21 protein-coding genes are annotated in these 25,097 nt (G+C 38.2%); 13 read left to right on the top strand and 8 right to left on the bottom strand.

Features of this window, described 5'->3' with window-relative positions:
- Positions 1-34: 34 nt before the first annotated feature.
- The 7 genes from AC07WY_RS11380 (at position 35) to AC07WY_RS11350 (ending at position 8,665) form a co-directional block, all read left to right on the top strand.
- Positions 35-673: a phosphatase PAP2 family protein gene (locus AC07WY_RS11380; protein ID WP_494736398.1), complete on the top strand. Its 639-nt coding sequence runs from the start codon at positions 35-37 to the stop codon at positions 671-673.
- Positions 673-1,929, top strand: a complete 1,257-nt coding sequence (locus AC07WY_RS11375; protein ID WP_035371662.1) for an efflux RND transporter periplasmic adaptor subunit — start codon at positions 673-675, stop codon at positions 1,927-1,929. The genes AC07WY_RS11380 and AC07WY_RS11375 overlap by 1 nt, the downstream gene beginning before the upstream one ends.
- A 13-nt stretch (positions 1,930-1,942) precedes the next feature.
- Positions 1,943-5,122: an efflux RND transporter permease subunit gene (locus AC07WY_RS11370; RefSeq protein WP_494736397.1), complete on the top strand. Its 3,180-nt coding sequence runs from the start codon at positions 1,943-1,945 to the stop codon at positions 5,120-5,122.
- A complete protein-coding gene (gene adeK / locus AC07WY_RS11365) occupies positions 5,122-6,582 on the top strand; it encodes a multidrug efflux RND transporter AdeIJK outer membrane channel subunit AdeK (RefSeq protein ID WP_004722574.1) in 1,461 nt (486 codons plus the stop codon). The genes AC07WY_RS11370 and adeK overlap by 1 nt, the downstream gene beginning before the upstream one ends.
- Positions 6,583-6,685: 103 nt before the next feature.
- On the top strand, positions 6,686-7,036 hold the full coding sequence (locus AC07WY_RS11360) for a YbjQ family protein (RefSeq protein WP_004819546.1): 351 nt from the start codon (positions 6,686-6,688) through the stop codon (positions 7,034-7,036).
- Positions 7,037-7,045: 9 nt separating this feature from the next.
- A complete protein-coding gene (locus AC07WY_RS11355; RefSeq protein WP_239046328.1) occupies positions 7,046-7,474 on the top strand; it encodes a YbjQ family protein in 429 nt (142 codons plus the stop codon).
- Positions 7,475-7,633: 159 nt separating this feature from the next.
- Positions 7,634-8,665, top strand: coding sequence for an agmatine deiminase family protein (locus AC07WY_RS11350; protein WP_494736396.1), 1,032 nt, complete (start codon positions 7,634-7,636; stop codon positions 8,663-8,665).
- Between the two features lie 137 nt (positions 8,666-8,802).
- On the opposite strand, the gene AC07WY_RS11345 is transcribed toward AC07WY_RS11350, so the two are convergent.
- The 3 genes from AC07WY_RS11345 to AC07WY_RS11335 all read right to left on the bottom strand — a co-directional run bounded on the left by AC07WY_RS11345 (position 8,803) and on the right by AC07WY_RS11335 (position 11,238).
- Positions 8,803-9,567 carry a PA3715 family protein gene (locus AC07WY_RS11345; RefSeq protein ID WP_494736395.1) on the bottom strand — a complete coding sequence of 255 codons (765 nt, stop codon included), beginning with the start codon at positions 9,565-9,567 and terminating at the stop codon, positions 8,803-8,805.
- A gap of 97 nt (positions 9,568-9,664) precedes the next feature.
- A complete protein-coding gene (locus AC07WY_RS11340) occupies positions 9,665-10,462 on the bottom strand; it encodes an SDR family NAD(P)-dependent oxidoreductase (protein ID WP_494736394.1) in 798 nt (265 codons plus the stop codon).
- A gap of 80 nt (positions 10,463-10,542) precedes the next feature.
- Positions 10,543-11,238: a hypothetical protein gene (locus AC07WY_RS11335; protein WP_004722586.1), complete on the bottom strand. Its 696-nt coding sequence runs from the start codon at positions 11,236-11,238 to the stop codon at positions 10,543-10,545.
- Between the two features lie 349 nt (positions 11,239-11,587).
- On the opposite strand from AC07WY_RS11335, the gene AC07WY_RS11330 reads away from it, so the two are divergent.
- Positions 11,588-14,482 carry a valine--tRNA ligase gene (locus tag AC07WY_RS11330; protein WP_494736393.1) on the top strand — a complete coding sequence of 965 codons (2,895 nt, stop codon included), beginning with the start codon at positions 11,588-11,590 and terminating at the stop codon, positions 14,480-14,482.
- Positions 14,483-15,449: 967 nt separating this feature from the next.
- Here AC07WY_RS11330 and AC07WY_RS11325 read toward each other — a convergent pair.
- The 3 genes from AC07WY_RS11325 to AC07WY_RS11315 all read right to left on the bottom strand — a co-directional run bounded on the left by AC07WY_RS11325 (position 15,450) and on the right by AC07WY_RS11315 (position 18,062).
- A complete protein-coding gene (locus AC07WY_RS11325) occupies positions 15,450-15,818 on the bottom strand; it encodes an endonuclease domain-containing protein (RefSeq protein WP_494736392.1) in 369 nt (122 codons plus the stop codon).
- Between the two features lie 368 nt (positions 15,819-16,186).
- A complete protein-coding gene (locus AC07WY_RS11320) occupies positions 16,187-16,906 on the bottom strand; it encodes a carbonic anhydrase (protein ID WP_494736391.1) in 720 nt (239 codons plus the stop codon).
- A gap of 301 nt (positions 16,907-17,207) precedes the next feature.
- Positions 17,208-18,062, bottom strand: a complete 855-nt coding sequence (locus AC07WY_RS11315) for an SDR family NAD(P)-dependent oxidoreductase (RefSeq protein ID WP_494736390.1) — start codon at positions 18,060-18,062, stop codon at positions 17,208-17,210.
- A gap of 143 nt (positions 18,063-18,205) precedes the next feature.
- Here AC07WY_RS11315 and AC07WY_RS11310 point away from each other — a divergent pair, with 143 nt between their 5' ends.
- Positions 18,206-18,814 carry a hypothetical protein gene (locus AC07WY_RS11310; protein ID WP_494736389.1) on the top strand — a complete coding sequence of 203 codons (609 nt, stop codon included), beginning with the start codon at positions 18,206-18,208 and terminating at the stop codon, positions 18,812-18,814.
- Between the two features lie 2 nt (positions 18,815-18,816).
- Here the strand turns inward: AC07WY_RS11310 and AC07WY_RS11305 are convergent, their stop codons facing one another.
- Positions 18,817-19,431 (bottom strand): hypothetical protein, encoded by a 615-nt coding sequence (locus AC07WY_RS11305; protein WP_494736388.1) that lies wholly within the window; start codon positions 19,429-19,431, stop codon positions 18,817-18,819.
- 233 nt (positions 19,432-19,664) lie between these two features.
- On the opposite strand from AC07WY_RS11305, the gene AC07WY_RS11300 reads away from it, so the two are divergent.
- The 4 genes from AC07WY_RS11300 (at position 19,665) to AC07WY_RS11285 (ending at position 23,731) form a co-directional block, all read left to right on the top strand.
- A complete protein-coding gene (locus tag AC07WY_RS11300) occupies positions 19,665-20,156 on the top strand; it encodes a hypothetical protein (RefSeq protein WP_494736387.1) in 492 nt (163 codons plus the stop codon).
- 319 nt (positions 20,157-20,475) lie between these two features.
- The gene (locus AC07WY_RS11295) at positions 20,476-21,663 is read left to right on the top strand and encodes an ammonium transporter (protein ID WP_244015292.1); all 1,188 of its coding nucleotides are present in this window, start codon (positions 20,476-20,478) and stop codon (positions 21,661-21,663) included.
- 287 nt (positions 21,664-21,950) lie between these two features.
- Positions 21,951-22,625: a phosphatase PAP2 family protein gene (locus AC07WY_RS11290; protein WP_494736386.1), complete on the top strand. Its 675-nt coding sequence runs from the start codon at positions 21,951-21,953 to the stop codon at positions 22,623-22,625.
- Between the two features lie 299 nt (positions 22,626-22,924).
- Positions 22,925-23,731: a BUD32 family EKC/KEOPS complex subunit gene (locus tag AC07WY_RS11285; protein WP_494736385.1), complete on the top strand. Its 807-nt coding sequence runs from the start codon at positions 22,925-22,927 to the stop codon at positions 23,729-23,731.
- A gap of 28 nt (positions 23,732-23,759) precedes the next feature.
- Here AC07WY_RS11285 and AC07WY_RS11280 read toward each other — a convergent pair whose 3' ends face one another.
- Positions 23,760-25,097 (bottom strand): ATP-binding protein, encoded by a 1,338-nt coding sequence (locus AC07WY_RS11280; protein WP_494736384.1) that lies wholly within the window; start codon positions 25,095-25,097, stop codon positions 23,760-23,762.

The raw sequence follows: 25,097 nt of genomic DNA, 5'->3' as shown, positions 1-25,097 counted from the left end.
TTAACGTACGCAATTATATACTCTAGGTTAACTTATGCCTTACGTATTGCTCCTTATTGGCTGTATAGGTTTACTTATTGGGAGTGTTGGTTTAAACATTAACCAGGTACAACAGTTTGATTTTTCAAGCGTTGTATGGATGAGTTCACACCGTTTAGAAGTCTTAAATGGTCTATCACTCACCCTATCCTATCTGGGCGGCTTACCGTCAATGATCGTGATTGCAGGGCTATGTAATTTATATTTCATACGCCTAAAACAATATGCAAATGTGCTGATGATCAGTATTGGACTGCTCGGTGCTGCGGCGATTGGTTGGATACTCAAATATCTGGTTAATCGTCCTAGACCCGATGAAATCTACCAAATGGTGCAAACCTATGGTGCTTCATTTCCTAGTGCTCACAGCATTTATGCAGCGATTGTATGCTGTTCGATTATGTTTATATTTCAAAAGCATCGCCAAGTTAAATGGATTAGCTTGGGGGGCTTTTTATGGTTTCTAAGCATGGGGGGCTCTAGAATTTATCTAGGGGCACATTTCCCAACTGATGTACTCACTGGATGGAGTATAGGTGTCATATGGGCTGCAATTTTATGGCTCATACTGTCACGAGAAACGTTAAGACAGAACAAATTATTTTTAGATAAGAATCTAAACGAGGTGGAATAATGATGTCGGCAAAGCTTTGGGCTCCTGCCCTTACTGCTTGTGCTCTCGCAACAAGTATTGCACTTGTAGGCTGCAGCAAAGATCCTAAATCAGCACAACAAGCTGGTGGTGCTGCCCAAAAAATGCCGCCGACTGAAGTTGGTGTCATTGTTGCTCAGCCACAAAGCGTAGAACAAAGTGTTGAACTTTCGGGTCGTACTTCAGCGTATCAAATCTCTGACGTTCGCCCACAAACAAATGGTGTGATTTTAAAACGTTTGTTTACGGAAGGTAGTTTTGTTCGTGAAGGCCAACCTCTTTATGAGATTGACTCGAGCATCAATCGTGCAAACTTAGACAGTGCAAAAGCAGCTTTAGTACGTCAGCAAGCAAACTTAAATGCCTTGCAGGTTAAAGCAAATCGTTATCGTCAACTTGTCGGCATCAATGCTGTTTCTAAGCAAGAGTTTGATGATTTGCTTGCACAAATCAAACTTGCTGAAGCAGATATTGCAGCATCAAATGCTGCTGTTAAAAATGCACAAATTGACCTAGGTTATTCGACTGTTCGTTCACCTATTTCAGGTCAATCTGGTCGTTCTTCAGTCACTGCTGGTGCTTTGGTGACTGCAAACCAAGCCAATGCTTTGGTTACGATTCAGCAACTTGACCCAATTTATGTAGACATCAGCCAATCAAGTGCTGAGTTATTACGTCTACGCCAACAGTTAAGTCAAGGTAGTATTGATCGTAGCAATAACACCAAAGTTCGTTTAAAACTTGAAGATGGTAGCTACTACGGTGTGGAAGGAAACCTTGCATTCTCTGATGCGAGTGTAGATCCAAGCACTGGTTCTGTGACTTTACGTGCAGTCTTCTCAAATCCTAATCATTTATTATTGCCAGGTATGTTTGCCAATGCGCAGATCGTACAAGGCGTAATTCCAAATGCTTACTTAGTTCCACAAGCAGCAATTACACGCACACCAACTGGCCAAGCAATCGCGATGCTTGTAAATGCAAAAGGTGTTGTTGAAAGCCGTCCTGTAACAACTGTAGGTGTTCAAGGTAAAGATTGGATCGTCACTCAAGGCCTAAATACTGGCGATAAAGTGATTGTTGATGGTATTGCCAAAGTAAAACCAGAACAAGCTGTGGTTGCTAAACCTTATCAGCCTCAAGCGGCTGCACCACAAGCAGGTGCTAAACCAGGTACAGCAGCACAACCTGTTCAACAAAATAAATCCAGTGAACAAAAAGCTACTTCAAATGCATAAGGGGTAGACGAATATGGCTCAATTTTTTATTCATCGCCCCATTTTTGCGTGGGTGATTGCACTGGTAATTATGTTGGCGGGTATCCTGACGCTGACAAAAATGCCTGTTGCTCAGTATCCAACAATTGCTCCTCCTGTAGTGACAATTGCTGCAACTTATCCTGGTGCTTCTGCACAAACTGTTGAGAACACCGTAACGCAGATCATTGAACAACAAATGAATGGTCTAGATGGTTTACGTTACATCTCATCGAACAGTGCGGGTAATGGTCAGGCATCAATCAACCTGAATTTTGAACAAGGTATTGATCCAGACATTGCACAGGTTCAAGTACAGAACAAATTGCAGTCAGCGACTGCACTTTTACCTGAAGATGTACAACGTCAAGGCGTAAAAGTGACCAAATCTGGTGCGAGCTTTATGCAAGTACTTGCATTTTATTCGCCAGATGGCAGCCTTTCTGGCGCTGACATTAAAGACTATGTAAACTCAAATATTTCTGAACCACTGAGTCGTGTTGCAGGCGTAGGTGAAATTCAAGTCTTTGGTGGTCAATATGCAATGCGTATCTGGCTAGACCCAGCTAAAATGACCAGTTTGCAAGTTACACCAAGTGATATTGCTGCTGCCATTCGTGCACAAAACTCACAAGTGGCTGTAGGTCAATTGGGTGGTGCTCCAGCTGTACAAGGTCAGATCCTCAATGCGACTGTCAATGCGCAAAGCATGTTGCAAACACCTGAACAATTTAAAAACATCTTCCTAAAAAACACGTCTTCTGGTGCTCAAGTTCGTTTGGGTGATGTTGCACGTGTAGAATTAGGTTCAGACAGTTATCAATTCGATTCTAAATTTAATGGTAACCCTGCGGGCGGTGTAGCAATTAAATTGGCAACAGGTGCAAATGCACTTGATACAGCTGCTGCTGTAGAAAAACGCTTAACTGAATTGCGTAAAAACTACCCTGAAGGCTTAAAAGATAAAATTGCTTATGACACCACACCGTTTATTAAGCTTTCAATTGAAAGTGTGGTACATACATTAATTGAAGCAATCGTTCTTGTATTCTTCGTGATGTTCTTGTTCTTACAGAACTGGCGTGCAACGATTATCCCAACAATGGCAGTTCCTGTGGTTGTACTTGGGACATTTGCAGTTATTAATATTTTCGGCTTCTCGATCAATACTTTAACCATGTTCGCCATGGTGCTGGCAATTGGTCTATTGGTCGATGATGCCATCGTTGTGGTTGAGAACGTCGAACGGGTAATGCAAGAAGAACATGCTGGTCCAGTTGAAGCCACTGAAAAATCGATGAAACAAATTTCAGGTGCTTTGGTGGGTATTACCAGCGTATTGACTGCTGTATTTGTACCTATGGCATTCTTTGGTGGTACTACAGGTGTAATTTACCGTCAGTTTTCGATCACGCTCGTTACAGCAATGGTTTTGTCTTTAATCGTTGCTTTAACTTTTACCCCTGCTCTTTGTGCGACATTGTTAAAACAGCATGATCCAAATCAAGAACCAAGCAATAACATTTTTGCGCGTTTCTTCCGTTGGTTTAACCGCAGTTTTGAAAAAGTAGCGGAGAAATACCAAGGTGGTGTCAATCGTATGACCCATCATAAGATCTTCTCTGGTGCGATCTATATTGCTGTGATTGTTGCCTTAGTTGGACTGTACAAAATGCTCCCCTCTTCTTTCTTACCAGAAGAAGACCAAGGCGTAGTTATGACACTTGTTCAGTTACCACCAAGTGCCAGCCTTGAACGGACAGATAAAGTCATCACAACAATGACCGATTACTTCTTAAATAAGGAAAAAGCAAATGTAGATACTATTTTTACAGTTTCTGGTTTCTCATTTACAGGTGTCGGGCAAAATGCTGGTTTAGCTTTCATTAAATTGAAAGACTGGAGTGAACGTACTACACCTGAATCACAAATTGGCGCCATTATTCAACGCGGTATGGCACTGAATATGATCGTCAAAGATGCATCCTACATCATGCCATTGCAATTACCAGCAATGCCAGAATTAGGTGTTTCATCAGGTTTTGACATCCAATTAAAAGATGCCAGTGGTCAAGGTCACGATAAACTTATTGCTGCACGTAATGCTATTTTAGGTATGGCTTCTCAAGACAAACGTCTTGCTGGTGTTCGTCCAAATGGTCAAGAAGATACCCCTCAATATCAAATCAACATTGATCAAGCACAAGCTGGTGCAATGGGAGTCAGTATTGCGGATATTAATTCGACCATGAGCATGGCATGGGGTGGTTCTTATATCAATGACTTCGTTGATCGTGGTCGTGTGAAAAAAGTTTATGTTCAAGGTGAATCAAGCTCTCGCATGATGCCTGAAGATTTAAACAAGTGGTATGTTCGTAACAATAGCGGCACCATGGTTCCATTCTCTGCATTTGCAACAGGCCAATGGACTTATGGTTCACCTCGTCTCGAGCGTTATAACGGTGTAGCTTCTGCAAACATTCAAGGTACACCAGCACCGGGCGTAAGTTCGGGAGATGCGATGCTTGCTATGGAAGAAATTATTGGTAAGTTACCGTCTATGGGCTTAACAGGTTTCGACTATGAATGGACGGGTCTGTCTTTAGAAGAGCGTGAATCTGGCAGTCAAACTGTTCCGCTTTTAATTCTTTCATTGCTTATCGTGTTCCTTTGCCTTTCAGCTTTATATGAAAGTTGGTCAATTCCAGTTTCAGTATTGCTGGTCGTGCCATTAGGTGTTATTGGTGCATTTACCTTAACTTGGTTAGGCATGGTCATCAAAGGTGATCCTAACTTATCATTTAACATCTACTTCCAAGTGGCGATCGTTGCAGTCATCGGTTTGTCTGCAAAAAATGCGATTTTGATTGTAGAGTTTGCAAAAGAGTTGCAAGAACAAGGCGAAGAATTGTTTGAAGCGACATTGCATGCTGCAAAAATGCGTTTACGTCCAATTATCATGACAACCTTAGCGTTCGGTTTCGGTGTATTGCCACTTGCTTTATCAAGCGGCGCTGGTGCTGGTAGCCAACACTCAGTCGGTTATGGTGTATTGGGTGGTGTAATTAGCTCAACACTTTTAGGTATCTTCTTTATTCCTGTGTTCTTCGTATGGATTCGTAGTATCTTTAAGTACAAACCTAAAAATCAAAATATTCAGGAGCATAAATCGTGATGCAAAAAGTATGGTCTATTTCAGGTCGTAGCATTGCGGTATCTGCACTTGCGCTTGCTTTGACAGCGTGTCAAAGCATGCGTGGCCCAGAACCCGTAGCTCAGGCGAACATACCAACAGGTTATATTCAAAATAACGGTGGTACATCTATTGCTGAACAAGGTTATAAAGAGTTTTTTGCAGATCAACGCTTACTTCAAGTACTTGATCTTGCTTTAGCCAATAACCGTGATTTACGTACAGCAACATTGAACATTCAACGTGCTCAACAAGCCTATCAAATCACTGAAAACAATCAACTACCAACGATTGGTGCAAGTGGTGGTCTGTTACGTCAGGATCAAGGTGTAGGTGCTCAAACACGTTATAATGTTGGCCTTGGTGTGACTGCTTATGAGTTAGACTTCTGGGGTCGAGTAAAAAGTTTAAAAGACAATGCGCTTGATACTTATTTATCGACTGCAAGTGCGCGTGATGCAACGCAAATCAGCTTAATTAGTCAAGTTGCGCAAGCTTGGCTAAATTACTCTTTTGCCAGTGCACAACTTAAGCTCGCTGACCAAACATTAAAAGCGCAGCTTGACTCTTATAACCTCAACAAAAAACGTTTTGATGTCGGTATTGACAGTGAAGTGCCTGTTCGTCAGGCTCAGATTTCTGTTGAAACTGCACGTAATGATGTTGCCAATTATAAGACTCAAATTGCACAAGCTCAGAACTTGCTAAATCTGCTTGTTGGACAATCAGTTCCAGACAACTTATTGCCAACACAACGTGTAACGCGTATTACTTCAAATGCTGCGTTCGCATCAGGTTTACCAAGTGACTTGCTGAACAACCGTCCAGACGTCAAAGCGGCTGAATACCAACTTTCTGCTGCTGGTGCAAATATCGGTGCTGCGAAAGCGCGCTTATTCCCAACCATCAGTTTGACGGGTACTGCAGGTTATGCATCTACTGATTTAAGTGATTTATTTAAATCAGGTGCTTTCGTTTGGTCTTTAGGTCCTAGTCTTGATATTCCGTTATGGGATTGGGGCACACGTAAAGCGAACATTAAGATTTCAGAAACAGATCAACAAATTGCGTTATCTGACTATGAAAAATCAATTCAATCTGCTTTCCGTGAAGTGAATGACGCATTAGCGACTCGCCAAAATATTGGTGATCGTCTTTCTGCTCAAAAACGTTTAGTTGATGCAACCAATACAACCTATAAACTTTCAAATGCCCGCTTCCGTGCTGGTATTGATAGTTACTTAACTGTTTTAGATGCTCAACGTACGTCTTACTCTGCTGAACAAGGTTTATTGCTATTAGAGCAAGCGAACTTAAACAATCAGGTAGAGGTTTATAAAACCCTTGGTGGTGGTCTAAAAGCCAACACTGCGGATCAAATTGCACAACCGGCCTCTTCATCTGAATTGAAATATCATTCAAAAGATAAAAAAGTCAGTTAATCTCAGTTTGATGATCAAAGCTCACTTCGGTGGGCTTTTTTTATTGCTTTTTGATGGATAATTTCCTATGTTTGAAGCAAGACATCATCAATGAATATTTAAAATGAAACTCAGTAATTTAGAAACTGTTCCAGCACATGTCATAAAGCAACAGCTTGATGTCGTTTATGGAAGTACCGTCCGTAGTAAACATGTTGGACGTGACTTTATGGCTGGTCTAAAAAATATTGTCGGTGGTGAACTCAAAGGCTATACCGAGTTATTAGAAGAATCGCGCCAAGAAGCCATGAATCGTATGATTGAAAAAGCACATGGTTTAGGTGCCAATGCAATTGTTGGAATCCGTTTTTCCACCTCTAATATTGCGCAAGGTGCATCAGAACTTTTTGTCTATGGTACTGCGGTCATTGTTGAACCGACCACAACTCAACTTCCTGATCCATTTTCAAAATAGGCGAAACAGATGGATGGTTTAATTTTTAAAATTGGGCTCACACTGGTTCTGTTTTTTATTGGTTGGGGTTTTGGACGTTTTATCGAACAAAAGCATTTAAAAGAATTGACAGACAATGAACAACGGCTTGCTCATATTCGTATTGATACCAATAAGTTCCAAGTCTCTGAAAAGCAAGGGCAACTTATCAGTAGTAATGTGGTGATTTCGCATGATTATTTTAAATATATTATTGCGCAAATTCAGAACTTCTTTGGTGGTCGTTTAACCACCTATGAGAGTGTCGTCGATCGCGCACGTCGAGAGGCGATTGTTAGATTAAAACAGGAAGCTGAAAATATTGGAGCTACGCATATTATGGGCTTACGTTTAAGTACCACAGAACTCGGTATGCAAGGTGGAATGGTTGAAGTATTTGCCTATGGAACAGCAACTTAATCTCCCTCCTCTTTTTAAATAATCATCATGATTTTTTCATTAGAATACACAATCTTTGTTGGACGGTTTGATTTTGTATTCTGGTGATGTAAAAATCATGAAATACACTGATCATAACAAAAATGAAAGAATCTTAACTTCATGAACAGGTTAGATATCATGAAAGCTTTAGCACTTAAAATAAGTATTGGATTACTGTCTATGCTTCCATTCACAATAAATGCGGAATTGATTGTATTGGCTTCGCCACAAAGTCAGGATAAATACTATGCAGAAAAAATCGATGACATTTTTGATTTTCATGTCGATTATGCAAAGAAAATTATCCAAAATGGTGACAATGTGATGATCTTAACCGATCAACAACTTTACCCTGATTATGTCAAAGCACTGGGTAAACAGCATGTCACCATCGCGCCTATGCAAGATATTTGGATGCGTGATTTTAGCAGCGCCAATCCAAATCAACCTGTTCTTTTTCGTTATACCGCAGCAGGACAAGGTGGAACCCAAAAAGCTCAAGCCATTTCTGATGATGTTCAAGCAGACTTTAAAGCCTATAGCCAAAAGGCTGGTTTAAAATTTACCCAGACCCAACTGCTCAATGATGGTGGTAATTGGGTTGAAGATGGTTATGGTAATGTTGTGTTAAGTACCAAATTCTTAGCTGATAATCATTTAACCGAAACTCAAGCTAGAGCACAACTGGTCCGTTTGACAGGTACTAAACATATTGCATTTATTGAAGCAGATGAACAAGGTGGTTTAGAACATGCGGATGGTGTCGTAAGCTTTATAGATCAGAATACGTTAGTGATTAACACCTATCCTGAAGACCCCGACTACGCCAAACAGTTAAAAATTGATTTAAAACGCGGTATTCCAGATATCAAAATTCATGAAATCACCACACCTTATGATGGTAGTGAAATTTATGATGAGAAATTTGGTTCAGCTTGTGGTTTATATACCAATATGCTGGTTACGCCTGAGCGTATTTATTTTCCGCAATTTGGTATTAAACAAGATGCACTGGCATTACAGCAAATTCGTCGTCTAACCAAACGAACTGTCATTCCAATTCACTCCGCACAGGTCTGTCATATGGGTGGTGGCGTACGCTGTATGTCATGGCAATTAAGGGGCAAAAATGCTGAATTGTTATTAAACTACTTCAATAAAACACATTAAATATTTCATTTATCGCCATTAAATACCCTGTTATTTTAAAAGCATTCATCTTTTAGTTCACGACTAACTTTTAGCTCGCTAACCAGAAGATGAATGTTTAATATTCAGCATTACTATCCAACTGCTTATATTGCCTATCAGTACTGATATTCATCTTTAAAACTTTTAGGAAATTGATATTTTTTCCCATCAAATTTTAAAACAAACCGTTGTTGCGATGAGTGATGATTAACTTCTTGGCAATCTTCGTTTATCACTTGCATCTGGTAGCGTTTAATTTTGCTATTGACCAAAATATCCGTATATTTCTTGGTTTGGGTTGACTGCATGACTAAGGTTGAAGCACGTTCTTCAATATCTGCATTACACTGCATATCCGTTTCTGCCCGATCACGTTCAACTATCAGACTATCTAAGATTTGCTTTTTATTTTTTAAGTCATATAAATTTAACACTTGCATAGAAAAAGGAAAGGGTTGTGAGTGACCTGAGTAGTTTAATCTTAAACCCAAAGCTCGATTTGAATCAGTGACTTTATAATTTGCTGTATCGAGCTGGATTGAATTTAAGCTAATTGCATCCGAAACCATACGTTCTGCAACAACATAGTGATAAACAAGCTTTAAATTTTTTGGATTAAACTTAAATAAATTTAAAGCATAATCCCCTTCTTCTGGATGACCTTTTACAGGAATCCATTGCGCATAAGCCATGATCATATTTGAATTATCAACAGGATCGAGTTTACAGTCGATTAAAGACTGTTCAAGCTTTACAATTTTAGCCTGCTTCAATATTTGCGCAACAACTTGAGTATCATCACAAATATTTGCATAAACGGCACTGATCAATATGAATTGTAGACTGATGGCTTTAAAAATTATTTTCATTAGATTTAACATCTTTTTTTGTGCTTATAAAGACGGAACATATTAAGAAAAAGCGCTTAGACAATGTATAAACGCCTTATCAATACAGGCAAAATTTATGAATTTTCAATCACTTTACTTTCATCTTGCGAATCATTTTATAAAGTGTCGATGGTGATAGACGAGAAACCAACACACCCAATTTTTCTTTACGCCCACCCACGACAATATATTCTTGACCCTTTAATAAAGCGGAAACTGTTTTCTGCGCAAAATCATCAGCTTCTAATCCATTTTCAATGGCTTCATCCTGATGTGCCTGTGCTTTTCCTGCACCATTTAAGGCATTGAAAGATACATTGGTTTTTACAAAACCAGGGAAAATAACAGAAACATTAACACCATCTTGTGCCACTTCTGCGCGTAAACTGTTTGCCCACATATGAATCGCTGCTTTTGCTGCAGAGTAAGATGCCCGATATTGCGTCCCTAATAAGCCCGCAACGCTAGAAATATACGCAATTCGCCCAGATTTTTGAGCTAAAAAGGTTGGTAAAACCAATTTGGTCAAAAACACTTGAGAGAAGTAATCAATTTCCATAATCGCACGTTCAGTTTGCATTGTGGTATCAGCAATCAGTGCCCTTTGGCTTAAACCCGCATTGTTGATCAACCAATCAATACACCCTTTCTCATCTAAGACTTGTTCATATGCATGGCGTACTTGTGCTTCATCGGTAATATCCATTGCCACAGAAATATGATGATCTGGGTTAAGAAGACTTATACGAACTTTTTCAAGTTCTTCTAAACGTCTTGCACTTAAAACCACTTGTGCACCTTGTAAAGCACATTCAGCAGCCAAGGCTTTACCAATCCCTGAAGATGCGCCTGTAATCCAAACCACCTTTCCTTCTAAGCTTTCCATTTTATTATGCTCTTGAATATGGTGAATAAATATTAGACCACGTGACCCACCAAATCAATCAAGTGATTTGCTTTTAAAAACTAACCTTCAACTAAAAACTTTTTAAAATGTTCTGCATAATGTTGCGCCTTTTCTACATTGCGAGGATTGTATTCATCGCCAACTTTTTCTAAGCGTTTATAGCCAGTACTGGTGATCATATTAATCACACCATTTAAGGTTTTATCGACCACAAAGTTAAATTTTAACAAAGTCTTAGGGTCACGGATAAATTCTGATACACCGAGGTCAATAATTTTAACCAAATTTTTTAGTGTTACAGGCAAAGCACTGGTATCCCCTTGAATGACCTTTTGAATATTGCTAGTCGCTTCTTGCCCTAAGCTACGGTCTAATTGGTAATACATCACCACTTCAGTTGCATCTGAATCTTCAAACTTTTTAAGAATATGGTTTGCCACAGGCTTTAGACGATCATTACTAAAAAAGGAAATTGACCACGGCATATATTTTTTTAATGCCCCTTCAATCTGATCAAAAATCTGTTCAGCTTCTTTGAGCTTTTTCTTCCCTGTCGCATCTAGTGCATCATTTTTACGTTGTTCATCAAGTAAGGTTCCAAAAACCTGATCCAGCACTTGGCATGACATTTCCGTAAAGACATTACCTAATTGTTTTGCCAGATCTCTTTTTTCGCCATGATTCAAACTTTGGGTAATGCTTTTTAACTCTTGGTAAGTCTGCTGTTTAATCAATAAATCGATTTTATACTGCATTGTTATGTGTCCTTTTGTTGTTTTGTCCTATTCAATTTTGATCTTAGCAAAACTTGAAATATCTTGCATTGTCTTTAACTACTGCTATTTGTTGAATATCAATCACAAATACTCTCAACAAATCAAATATCTAAAACACGCATTTGTAAATATGACTCAGTTAAAACCCCACAATATCCAACATTTGTCATATTTAAGATCGATAAAAACAACAAATGCATCTTGTATTCTCATGTTTTGATTGCTGCATTTAATTCAAGATAAATATGCCATAACAGGAATCAACATTCCTAATGAATATTTGCTACAATGAATGCAATTTTTTACTTACTTTTGATCTGTTTTTACTATGACTGATTCAGCGCAAAATATTGCTACAACCTACGATCCTACCGAGATCGAGAAAAAATGGTACAAGACTTGGGAAGAGAAAGGTTATTTCCAACCGTCTCGTAAAGGCGATTCATTCTGTATCATGATTCCGCCACCGAACGTCACGGGTAGCTTGCACATGGGTCATGGTTTTAACAATGCCATCATGGATGCCTTGACGCGTTACAACCGTATGTCTGGTAAAAATACCTTATGGCAACCAGGTACTGACCATGCGGGTATTGCAACGCAAATGGTGGTTGAACGTCAATTAGCAGCTCAAGACATTAGTCGTCATGACTTAGGTCGTGAAAAGTTCATCGATAAAATTTGGGAATGGAAAGAACAATCTGGCGGTACAATTACCCGTCAAATTCGTCGCCTTGGCTCGTCTGTAGATTGGTCACGTGAACGTTTCACCATGGATGATGGCCTTTCAAATGCTGTTAAAGAAGTATTTGTAAAACTGCATGAACAAGGTTTGATTTACCGTGGCAAACGCTTGGTAAACTGGGACCCTAAACTACAAACCGCGCTTTCTGACCTAGAAGTTGAATCAGATAAAGAAGAACAAGGTTCATTGTGGCACTTCAAATACTTCTTTGAAGATAAGTCACTGCGTACTCAAGACGGTCATGATTATTTAGTGGTTGCAACCACACGTCCAGAAACATTACTGGGTGATACTGCTGTTGCAGTTGCTCCAGATGACGAACGTTATGCACATCTTGTTGGTAAAAATATTATCCTACCAATTACGGGTCGTGCGGTTGCAATTGTTAAAGATGAATATGTCGATAAAGAATTCGGTACCGGCTGTGTAAAAATCACCCCTGCACATGACTTCAATGACTATGAAGTGGGCAAACGTTGTGAACTCGCAATCATCAACATTTTCAACAAAAATGCCGAAGTTTTAGCTGATTTTGAGTTTATCGCAAAAGCTGGCGAAGCGATTTCTAAAACCATCCCAGCACCAGCTGACTATATCGGTTTAGAGCGCTTTGCTGCACGTAAAAAATTGGTTGCACAAGCTGAAGCTGAAGGTTGGTTAGACCAAATTCAGTCATATACGCTGAAACCACCACGTGGTGACCGTTCAGGTGTGATCATTGAACCATTATTGACCGACCAATGGTATGTTAAAATTGCGCCTCTTGCAGAGCCTGCAATCAAAGCAGTAAAAGACGGCGATATTAAGTTTGTGCCTGAACAATACAGTAATATGTATATGGCTTGGATGAACAATATTCAAGACTGGTGTATTTCTCGTCAATTGTGGTGGGGTCACCGTATCCCAGCTTGGTACGATGCAGAAGGCAATATCTATGTTGGTCGTTCTGAAGAAGAAGTTCGTGCGAAAAACAATATCGCTACTGATATTGAATTAAACCAAGATGAGGATGTACTGGATACATGGTTCTCTTCAGGTCTTTGGACATTCTCTACACTGGGTTGGACCGGTGATGAATCAAAAGATAAAGAAAACTATTTCTTAAATACATTCCACCCAACAGATGTATTGGTAACAGGTTTTGACATCATTTTCTTCTGGGTTGCCCGAATGATCATGATGACCATGCATTTCATGAAAAATGAAGATGGTACACCGCAAGTTCCATTTAAAACCGTGTATGTACATGGTTTGGTTCGTGACGGTGAAGGTCAAAAAATGTCTAAATCTAAAGGCAACGTACTTGACCCATTAGATTTAATTGATGGTGTAGATCTTGAAACCTTAGTACAAAAACGTACCACTGGTTTAATGAATCCTAAAGATGCACCAAAAATTGAGAAATCTACACGTAAAGAATTTCCTGAAGGTATTCAAGCTTACGGTACAGATGCGGTTCGTTTTACTTTCTGCGCACTTGCCAATACAGGCCGTGACATTAAGTTCGATATGAAACGTGTTGAAGGCTATCGTAACTTTGCCAATAAAATCTGGAACGCAACCCGTTTCGTGATGATGAACTGTGAACAACAGCCAATTGGTCAGGAAATCCGTCAAGATCTTTGGGAACTGCCTGAACAGTGGATTGTCAGCCGTTTACAAAAAGCGGAAGCTGCCGTTCAACAAGCATTTGCAACTTACCGTTTAGATTTGGCTGCTCAAGCGATTTATGAGTTCATCTGGAATGAATACTGTGACTGGTATGTAGAACTGACCAAACCAGTACTGAATGATGAAAACGTATCGGCTGAGCGTAAAGCAGAAGTTCGTCGTGTCCTTCTTTCTGTAATGGAAGCGTCTTTACGTCTTGCGCATCCAATCATGCCATTCTTAACTGAAGAAATTTGGCAAACCCTTGCACCAATGATTGGGATTGGTGGTGAAACCATCATGCTTGCGCCATACCCTGTTCCGAACCCTGAACGCATCAATGAACAGGCAGAAGCAGATATGCTTGGGCTACAAGGCTTGATTGGCGCTGTACGTAATATTCGTGGCGAAATGGGCTTAGGTAATGCACGTTTATTGCCTGTATTGCTTCAAAACGCGACTGATGCTGAAAAAGCACAGATTGCACGTATTGAACCATTGTTTAAAGCATTGGCTAAAGTTGAAAGTATTACCTTCTTAACTGATGCTGAGCAACCACCGTTGTCTTCATCTTCTGTTGTGGGTCATGTGTCTGTATTTGTACCAATGAAAGGCTTGATTGATCCAAAAGCAGAACTGGGTCGTTTGCAAAAAGACTTAGATAAGGTTCAAAAACAGCATGACCAAATTGCTTCTAAACTTGCAAATGAGGGCTTTGTGGCTAAAGCACCTGCTGCGGTAGTTGAAGGTGAAAAGGTTAAACTTGCTGAGTTTGTGGATCAGTTAGCGAAGATTAAAGCCAATATGGAGCAGATTGCAGCGCTTTAAGCGAAGCTTGCAATTTTGCCTCTAAAGAAGGAAGCTTAATTAAGCTTCCTTCTTTTTTGAGTAGAATAATTATGGTTATTCAAAAATTAAAACAACACTTCATCAATCAAAACTTATGTATCAATCAACCGGCTACATTGTTAGAAACGTTAAAATTTGAACAAAAATAAGGAGTTAAACTTCCACAAATTTTTAAAGAATATTTTATTTTCTTCAATGGTACAGGTGAAGCCAATTTTGGTGATGAGGGCTATTCTTTCTTTTCTTTAGCTGAATTTAGACCTGTAAAAGATTTAAAAGGGACTAAAGACTTTCCTCATGCAAATTGTTTTGTCTTTTCAGAATTCTTACTCTGGATGACTGCATATGCAGTAAAACTAGATGAATATGGTAATGAATTCGGCATTTATGAAATTTGTAATACGCATAATAAAGTTTGTAATAGTTTTGAAGAGTTTATTTTGCTCATAATGAAAGGTGATTTAGAAATATTCGATTGATGATGTTTTTCCGACCAGCATTCAACAATTTCATATCCATTTTACTTAAAGATCAGTTAGCAAAATAAAGCGAATTGATACACTCTAATTTTTTAAGAATTACCCTCACCCTAGCCCTCTCCCACAGGGAGAGGGGACTTCCATTACTAATTTTATGGTTATTTGATACACAATGAAGTTCCCTCTCCTTTCAGCAGAGCATTAAAGAGAAGTGACTTAAAATATTTGCATAAACTCCACCACCTCAATCTTCCCTAAAATGTGAAAAGAACACTCTTTCATAATTTAATAGTTATTCGATACGCAATGGAGTTCTCTCCCTTCAGAAAAAGGCTAAAAAGAGGTGACTAAAAATGTGTGCATAAATTCCACAACCTCAATCTTCCCAAAAGTGTGGAAGAAATACTCTTTGAGAATTGAATAGTTATTTGATACACAAAGAGCTTCCCTCTCCTTTCAGGAGAGGGTTAGGGAGAGGTGCCTTCCAATTCAATACAGATATTCCACAAATCCGCCAATACCACCTCACTGCGATTCAATACATCATCATTCCAATAACGAATAACTTTAAGCCCCAAAGCCTCTAAAAACTGAGTTCTTCCATTATCATAAGCTACGCCCACATTTGTATTATGTTGACCACCATCCAACTCAACCACTAAGCCCAATTCATGACAGTAAAAATCTACGATATAAGGCTCAATCACATGTTGACGACGAAACTTTAAATTCATAAATCGTTGAGCTCGTAAAAGTTGCCACATAAGATGTTCGGCATCTGTGGCATCGTGTCGCATAGATTTAGCGTATTCTAATAATTTGGGGTTTAGCTTCATTTTATTTTCCCTCTCCCTAGCCCTCTCCCACGGGGAGAGGGGACTTCCATTACTAATTTTATCGTTATTTGATACACAATGGATTTCTCCCCCTTCCAGAAGAGGTCTAAAGAGAAGTAACTAAAAATGTGTGCATAACATTCCACCACATTAATCTCCACCAAACGAGGAAGGAACATTCTTTGAGAATTTAATAATTATTCGATACACAAAGAGGTTCCCTCTCCTTTCAGGAGAGGGTTAGGGAGAGGTGCCTTCCAATTCAATACAGATATTCCACAAACTCACCAGTACCACCTCAGTCTGATTTAACACATCATCATTAGAATTAAAAAAAGTAGATCAAAAGATCTACTTTTCACCCTGAATTACTCCAGAATCAACCGCGCGCCAATCGGTTGTATTGGGCGATTATTTGGATGTCCCATTAACTCCATAAAAGACTCAATTTGCTGATTCGACGCTTGCTGAATTTCCTTAAGCACCACCCATCGGACTCCTTCTGAACACGGTGGCGTTGTTAAAGAACCATTAAAACGGTAATACTCTAAGTTATTGGGTAAATAGCTGCCTGCTTTATTTTCTGAATATAGCTGATTACTTTCACCCACTTTTTTAGGCAAGGAATTCCAGATATGTTTTAGTTTTTTATTCTCCGATCCATGTTGAAACATTAATGCAACAACTGCCAATTCACCTTTATCTGAAGCATGCACTAAATGCAATTCCATGGGATAGCTTTGACCATTAATATTGTTTTCACTTGGACTATGTACATGAAATTGTTCCAGTAAAAAAGTCTGCCCATCTAAGACTAAACTGGCACCTTGGTTAAACTCAATCTGCATCGTATGACCAATATTTTGCACAGACTTTGCTGTAGTGTGATAATTAAATTCCAATGGTGGTAGATTCGCAGTCACCGTATCTCGAATATCAATTGGAGATTGATTTATTCCTGCACACGCTTGGTATTGTTGATTTGCACTTGCCCAATCTTTAGGGTTTTGATAATCCCAATCTGATCCTGCCCAAAGCATTGTTGTAGCGCATAGACTAATTATTGTTAAACCGTATTTAATAAACATAAGAGCCCCTTAATTATTCAAATATTTTCAGCACTGAATGCTCTATTTATAAATGCTCTAGTTACTGGTTATATGAAAGGCTGTTGAACTGAAGAGCATGATGTGATGTTGGTAAAATTTTTATTAAGATTTTCTACCAAATCTTTTTAGATTATAAGAAATATACTTATCCAAGTTCAAGCCCTTTATTTTTTCCTATAACAGATACACGCACTACTCTGTATTTTATAAATGCATCATATTGAATTAAGATTTTTCATTGTTATTTTTCTAATCAAACTCCAAATTTAAATCCAAAACGCTATTCCTTAAGCTGATCTAAAGCCGTCCCCTGTACAGGATTTCTTTTCCAATAATAAGGTTGGAAAAATCGAAGTAACAAACGCCATGGTGTCATCCAGACAATACGAGTATTAGTCTTGTTATTCTTACTGATGCGTTGCACCAAATAACCACACACTTGCTCAGGTGGATCGATCACAAACATAAATAACCATTTCATTTTATGCCAGTTTTTAACTTCACCTTGTTGCCAAGAAGAAATCAATAAATCCGTTGCCACCATTCCGGGGCTAAGCGTACCAATCAAAATATCACTATTCTTGGTTTCTTTATTTAAGGCATGATTCAGGTAAGTAACTGCTCGTTTACTGGTTGCATAAGGCGTCATCCCTGCACTCCACTCGCCACGACTGCCCCAACCTTCCATATTAAAAATTTGCCCAAAACCTTGCTGCATCATTCCTTTTAAAGCCACTTGCGAACCCAACATCGTACCAAGCACATTGGTTTTTATTACACTTTCCAAATCTGAGCTAGCAATCTCGGTAAATGCTCTTGCTGCATTACAGGTACCTGCATTGTTAATCCAAACATGGACCTCACCAAACTTTAAAACTGTTTCTTCCCATAAATTGTGTAAATCTTCATATTGAGCCACATCACAAGTCACTCCATAAATTCTATTCGGTGCATAGCGTTGCGCAAAATCTGCAACAACTTGATTTAACTGCTGTGCATTTCGTGCCGAAATCATCACAGACCAACCTAACTTTAAAAAAGCTTCTGCCAAAGCAAAACCAATTCCTCGTGTACCCCCTGTAATCACGACAGACAAAGCTTGATCAGAATTTGATGTGTTCAAAATATTCCCCATTGTGGTGATGAATCAGTATAAACAGCAAACTGGCACGCGATAAAGCACACGACTATATCTCCAATTTAGGACATTGAGCATCAAAAAATCAATTTTTAAGATAGAATCTTCAACATTCAAAATGATTGAATGATTCAAATTCTATGAAAAACAAAATTTTATTATGCATCACCCTTATTTTTCTCATTGGATGTGATGAGAAACCCAACACTTCAACTGAAACTAAGCCAGTCAAACAAGAAACGTCACAACAAACACATAGCAAAGCAGAATCTATTGTGATTCCTGCTCAGCCAGAGCCAGACCACCTCGTCAATAATCCAACACCACTCCCTCAAGGTTATTCAACCGATACGACATATCTCAAAAAGCCATTACTCATCGATTTTGATGGAGATGGAAAACGAGATGCTTTCCAAGTCTTAAAGAATCCCAATAAAAAGGGCATGAAATATCTGTTTGAATTCCGTATTTCGGACAGTGATAAAGTTTATTACTATCAAAATAATGAAGAAGGTGATGATTTAGATATTTTTGCTAAGTTCGAAGTCGCACCTAAAACAAATATCTATGTCGATGAAGAATATCGCTTTGGTGAAAATGGCGATATTCTTGCTAACGAACAAATTGACCCTAAACATTATTTAAAGTTTAAAGGTGATGGTGTTTCAGTCAATGTCCTCGAAGAAACCTGTGCTGCATCTGCCTTTTTCTTAACAGATGACAAAATTAAACGGATTTATCTCTGTTAAATCTATTTTTCATCCGCAAAAATTGCATTTGCACCAATCACTTTAGAAATCTTCACTTGATCTTGCTTTAACAAAGCATAGATTTTTGCTTTAAGTGTTTCACTGGTAAAAGTCCCGTTTAAATTCAGTAAAACGGGTTCATCACTCAATGAACCTTTGCCGTGATATTCGTGATTAATATCGTTGGTGGTTGCCTGATTAATCACCACAAAATGCCCCGAAATACCAGCCGCTTGACCACAAGCTAAACTCTGTGGCGACCAATCCCCTACTTTAATCTCAGGTTTTAAAACATAGCCTTTGCTTGCTAATATTTTCTTCTGCTGTGTTGTCGCCATGGGAAAATTCAGTATCTTTTGCTGACCTTTCCAGTTTACCGCTAATTGACTAGATAAACATGATGCTCGAAAAGGACCTGCACTACCTGACTCTGTACCCTCATTAGAATCATCACATTGTGAAATAACTTGAAAATTTGCTTCACCACACTGCAACAGTTTAGATTTATAGATTTTATATTGGCTGGGTTGCGCACTCACTGATTCAGTAAATAGACAAAAGCCAGAGAGCACTATTAAATACACTAAAAAATTGCAATATGTTTTAGACACCATCATTTTTATACACTTCATTGATCGTTTAATCGAAAATTGATTTTATATTAAACATTTATTTACAACTGATTAAATCACCCAACAACACATCAAGTATTTGAAATTTATAATGATATAAGTTAGATATCCCTAAGATGCTGAATAAACCAGAAGATGAATACAATAGCATGACAACAAAAACTTGATAAAAATACATATTTTTAAAATAATGTCAATTCAATCACAAAACAATCAATATGATGATGAAAAATATAATAATATTCAGCAGTGGTGTTCTATCACTATTTTTGGCCTCGCTTAATTATGCTGCAGATCCGCAAGTGCCTGAAGAAACGGCAACACAAATTTTTAAAAGTGCAAAGTTTCAAAAAACTAATCTTGGCTGGGAAAGCCGCTGTAGCCTTGGCAATATCTCCTATTATGGTGACCTCAATAAAGATGGTCGTCCTGATGCTGTTGTAGTCGATGGTGGTGTTGGTTGCTATGCAAACACAGGCATTGGATTTTATATTGTTACCCAACAGACCAATAAACAATGGGTGAGAATATTTAACAGCCATGGGACGCCTGAGTTTCTATCAACTTTAGGAAAGCATGGCTGGCCAGATATTGCCATCAATGACTCAACTAAATGCTTTGCTGTGTATAAATGGAACGGTCAAAAATTTCAAAGAAATCGTTTCGAATACAAAAATCAAGCTTGCAGTCTGGGTATTTCCAAAAATTGATAATTAAGTTATTTTTTAATTTTAGTTAAAACATTTTATCGGTTTATTTTTAGACTAAAATTTGACAACCTAGGTTTAAGATGAATTCAAATAAATAAAAATCAATAATTATCAATATCTTAAAAATAAGTCAGAATATCTTATTGCATCAAGTTAGTGCACAAATTCCAATTTAGTGCATACTTTTGCTTTATATCGAGTCTTAATAATATTTTGAATTTGTTGATCTATTTTTTCATACAGCCAAACACTTCACGGATTCAAATCGTTGGTTATACTTGAACCAATTTGTGACAAATAGCACCAAAAAGAATCGTATATGCAAAACGTTGATCTACTCTTTCTCTTGCTTGGCGCAGTGCTTGTACTCGCTATGCATGCAGGCTTTGCTTTTTTAGAGCTGGGAACAGTTCGCCATAAAAATCAAGTCAATGCACTCAGTAAAATCATTACTGACTTTTCAATCTCAGCAATCGCCTACTTCTTTGTCGGTTATTATATTGCCTATGGCCAACACTTTTTCCATACAGGCGCTACGCTTTCAACTGAGCATGGCTACAATTTGATGCGTTGTTTTTTCCTTTTGACCTTTGCTGCAGCAATTCCCGCCATTGTTTCTGGCGGCATTGCAGAACGTGCCAAAATGCGTTCTCAAGCCATTGCAACCCTGTTTATAGTAGCGCTGGTTTATCCTTTTTTTGAAGGGATCGCATGGAATGGTAACCTCGGCCTACAAAAGTGGTTAGCGGATACGTTTGGTGCAAGCTTCCATGATTTTGCCGGTTCTGTTGTGGTGCATGCGATGGGCGGCTGGATTGCGCTTGCAGCAGTATTACTACTTGGTGCGCGTAATGGCCGCTATAAAAAGGATGGTCGCGTCAGTGCACATCCACCCTCTTCTATTCCTTTTTTAGCGCTCGGTTCTTGGATCTTAATTGTGGGCTGGTTTGGCTTTAATGTCATGAGTGCTCAACGCTTAGATGCAATCTCAGGTTTAGTTGCCATGAACTCACTCATGGCAATGGTCGGTGGCACACTCTCAGCAAATTTCTTTGGAAAAGAAGACCCTGGTTTTTTACATAATGGTCCCTTAGCAGGTTTAGTGGCAATTTGTGCGGGTTCTGATGTGGTTCATCCGATTGGCGCTTTATTTATCGGGATCTGTGCAGGTTTTCTGTTTGTTAAACTGTTTACCTATACACAAAATAAACTCAAGATTGATGATGTACTCGGAGTTTGGCCATTACATGGGGTTTGTGGTGCGTTTGGTGGTATTGCTGTGGGTCTATTTGGTCAGCAGTGGTTGGGGGGAATCGGTGGAGTATCTTTGATATCTCAGCTGATAGGTACGCTACTTGCCATTTTACTGGCTTTAGCAGGTGGATTTGCCGTATATGGTATGCTTAAAGCCACTATGGGGATTCGTTTAACACAAGAAGAAGAGTTTCGTGGTGCAGATTTATCGATTCACAAGATTTCTGCAAACTCTGAAGATGCAATGTTTTAAGCTTTTACAAGGTCTGGTTTTAATTTTATACATTTTGCGGCTGAAAAGCCGCTTTTTTATAGCCTAGAAATGACAATAAAATAATTTTCACCATAAAATTTTAAAATAGAATAACTCCACCTTTAAGACAATGATTCAAATTAGCTATCTTAAAATAATCATAGATATTTTCTTCTGTATTGCCACCCAATAATAAGACTACTCATTATTCAACAATTAAGTCTAATTTAAGGTTTTTTTTTTTTAATAAGCGCAGATTAAAATGATTATATTGAGTGGCTCGCCTCATGCCGTATTCCGACATAAATACATTCTTCCTAAAAAAAAGTTTATTGCTAGGAATACTATTTTTAATACTGTTCTTTGTATTTCCTGTTGGTGGTGCAATCGATATGTATTTTATCCAGCCGTGGATAGATAGCACTGGTCATTTTCCACTCAAGAACAATTGGTTTCTTATTGAAATTAATCACAAGTTACTTAAACATATTGTCATTACCTTTTATATTGCAGTTTTGATTTCATGGATTGCGTCTTTTAAAGTTGCAAAATTAAAAACCTATCAATGGCAATTGGGCTATTTATTTTTTATTAGTGTTTTATCCACTGCACTGATTGGCATTTTCAAATCCCATTCGGCACATGCCTGTCCTTGGTCAATGACAGAACAAACTGCTTTAGGCTATGTATGGGATTTTTCTGCAAGCAATGGAGGTTGTTTTCCAGGTGGCCATGCCAGCACAGGTTTTTCACTGCTTACTGGATTTTTTGTATTTAGAAAATCAAATTCTAAAATTGCTTATCTTTTCTTAGTCTTAGGTCTGGCGCTTGGTTTGATTACAGGTTGGGGGCAAATGATGCGTGGTGCGCATTTTCTTAGCCATAACCTTTGGACAGGCTGGATTATTTTTACTTTTAACTTAATTGTGTATCGTATATTTTATAAAAAATTGACCAGATAATGATCCTAAAACTATAGACAATATATCGCGCAACATTATTTTATTATAAATGCATCTCTAAAAATACATCAGATATTTAAAAAAGCAAATTACTGGTTATTCTGGTTTATTTGATCGCTTATCTATTTTTATTCCAATCTAAAACGTCAAACCAAGTGATACTCAGCTATAAGCATCACCCAAAGAATTACATTTTTGTCATAATTTAAATATTAAATTATTAAACCAATCTTAATTTTTACAAATTATTATATTTTGTTTATACTTGTGTCAATTTAGTAATCTTATACGTGCAAAATATGAGTAATTTTTCTAAATTTCTCCGCAATTCGCTTAAAATTCAAGACCAGAATATTCAGTCTTATCAGTTGGGTGATGGTAAAGTATGGCTTAAAAAAGCCTCTGAACGCCACTCGGCTTGGATTTATCTCCCATTAAAATGGGTTGCACGTATACTCAATATTGAAGCACTCACCCCTATTCCAAATTATGGTGGTAGTAAATCGATTTATTGTGAAGTTCATCGTCTGACAGAATTAAACTCCCTTGGTATTCCAACGCCACAAATTTTAGCCAATTGTTCACAAGGCCTATTGATTGAAGATGTTGCTGATCATGGCGAAGATGTTATGCAACTTGATCAGGCATTGGCAGAAATGGAAGGAAATACGGCTAAAAAACTAGAATTTTATCGCGAAGCAATCTTTGCCATTCAATCTGTACATCACAAAGACAGTTATTTGAGTGAAGCCTTTGCACGGAATATTTTGGTCAATAAAGACAAAGCATTTACTTTTATTGATTTTGAAACCGATCCTGGGGAAGTACTGGACTTAGAAACCTGTCAAATTCGAGATTGGTTATGCTTTATTTTCTCAACAGCATTCCGTTTTAATGATGATGAGCTTGCTCAAGCTTGCGATATTTTTATTGGGGAAATTTATCCAAGTAAATCAAAATACAACGAAATTTGCCGTATAGGCAATAAACTCAACTGGGTTGCAAACTTTAATTTGGGTAAACTTGGCAGTGATGGTCGTAGAATGCAAAAATGTTTAGAATTTTTCCAATACATGAAGAAAAATGAACCACTTCCATTAATGTAGAAATGGGATCATTTATTTTCCAAGCATTTTACTTCTCAGTTTTGATATTACATTGAATCGGGATTTTGACCAAGACACTGAGTCCACCCAATTCTTCACTACGGGATAAAGACAGTTCACCACCTAAATGTTGAATCGCTTTATCCACAATCGACAATCCCAAACCACTACCCACTTCTAAGTGATGATGTACGCGATAAAAACGTTTTAAGACTTTATCGTACATCTCTGGGTCAATTCCTAAACCACTGTCTTCAATCAAAACATAAGCAAAATCATGAACATCTTCAAACACTGATATATTAATCATGCCTGAAACAGGGGTATATTTTATTGCGTTATCAATTAAATTAAAAATGATTGAATGAAGACTATGTTCTACACTTTTTAAAATCACTGTTTCATTACGGACAAAACCAAGATCGATATCTTTTTCCATCGCAAGATTCATCAACTGTTCTACACAATTAAGTGCCACATCATTCAATTTAAATTGGGTCACCTGAACTTCATGACTTAATGACGAATCTTGCTTTGCTAAGGCAAGAAGTTGCGTAACCAAATGCTGCATCCGTGCCAAACCTTTGCTTAAATTTTGTAGATTTTCCTCTTCAGGAAACTGACTCATCAAAATTTTAGTTTGCAGATTCAATGCAGTGATGGGTGTGCGTAACTCATGTGCAGCATCTGCTACAAATTGTCGCTGTTCTTGTTGAGCAACAGAAATTCGCTCAAACAAATGATTCATTTCATGGATCGTCGGCAGTAATTCTTCTGGATAGTGGGCATTTTGAATTGCGATCAAGGAGTTTGAATCACGTTTTGCCAGTTCGGATTTAAAGTCCTCGAGTGGTTTTAAACTGCGGCGTATAATATATACCAAGCCCAACAAAGCAAATGGAATGATCAGTAAATATGGAAGAAACATACTGCCTGCAAGCTCTAAAGCCAAATGCTCTCTGACTTTTTCTTGCTGGCTGATCTGAATCTGATAATTGGCTGTGGGTAAGATATAAGTAATCCAAGTGCCATGCGTTGTATCTTGACTATAAAAACCAGCCTTTTGTTTAGGTTCAACAATGACATGATGTGGCGTATTTTGTGTTCGACTAGGATCAGCATATGCCCAAACATCTATGAATAAATCTTCTTCATGATAGCGTTTGTGTATATCGAAATGGCTTTGAATGGGACGTGGATTTAACTCCACCCGCTCGGCTAGATAAACCATTTGTGCATCTAAAATTTCATTGATTTCTTCTAAAGAAATTTTATATGCTGAAAAAACCAATACGCAACCGAGTAAAATACTAAAAATAGAGGTATAACGAATTAAACGCTTTCTTAAGGAAAATGCAGTTTCCAT

The sequence above is a fragment of the Acinetobacter sp. GW821-FHT01C12 genome (assembly GCF_059422625.1).
The sequence above is the reverse complement of the archived record's forward strand: the minus strand, read 5'-3'. Positions and strand labels throughout refer to the sequence as shown.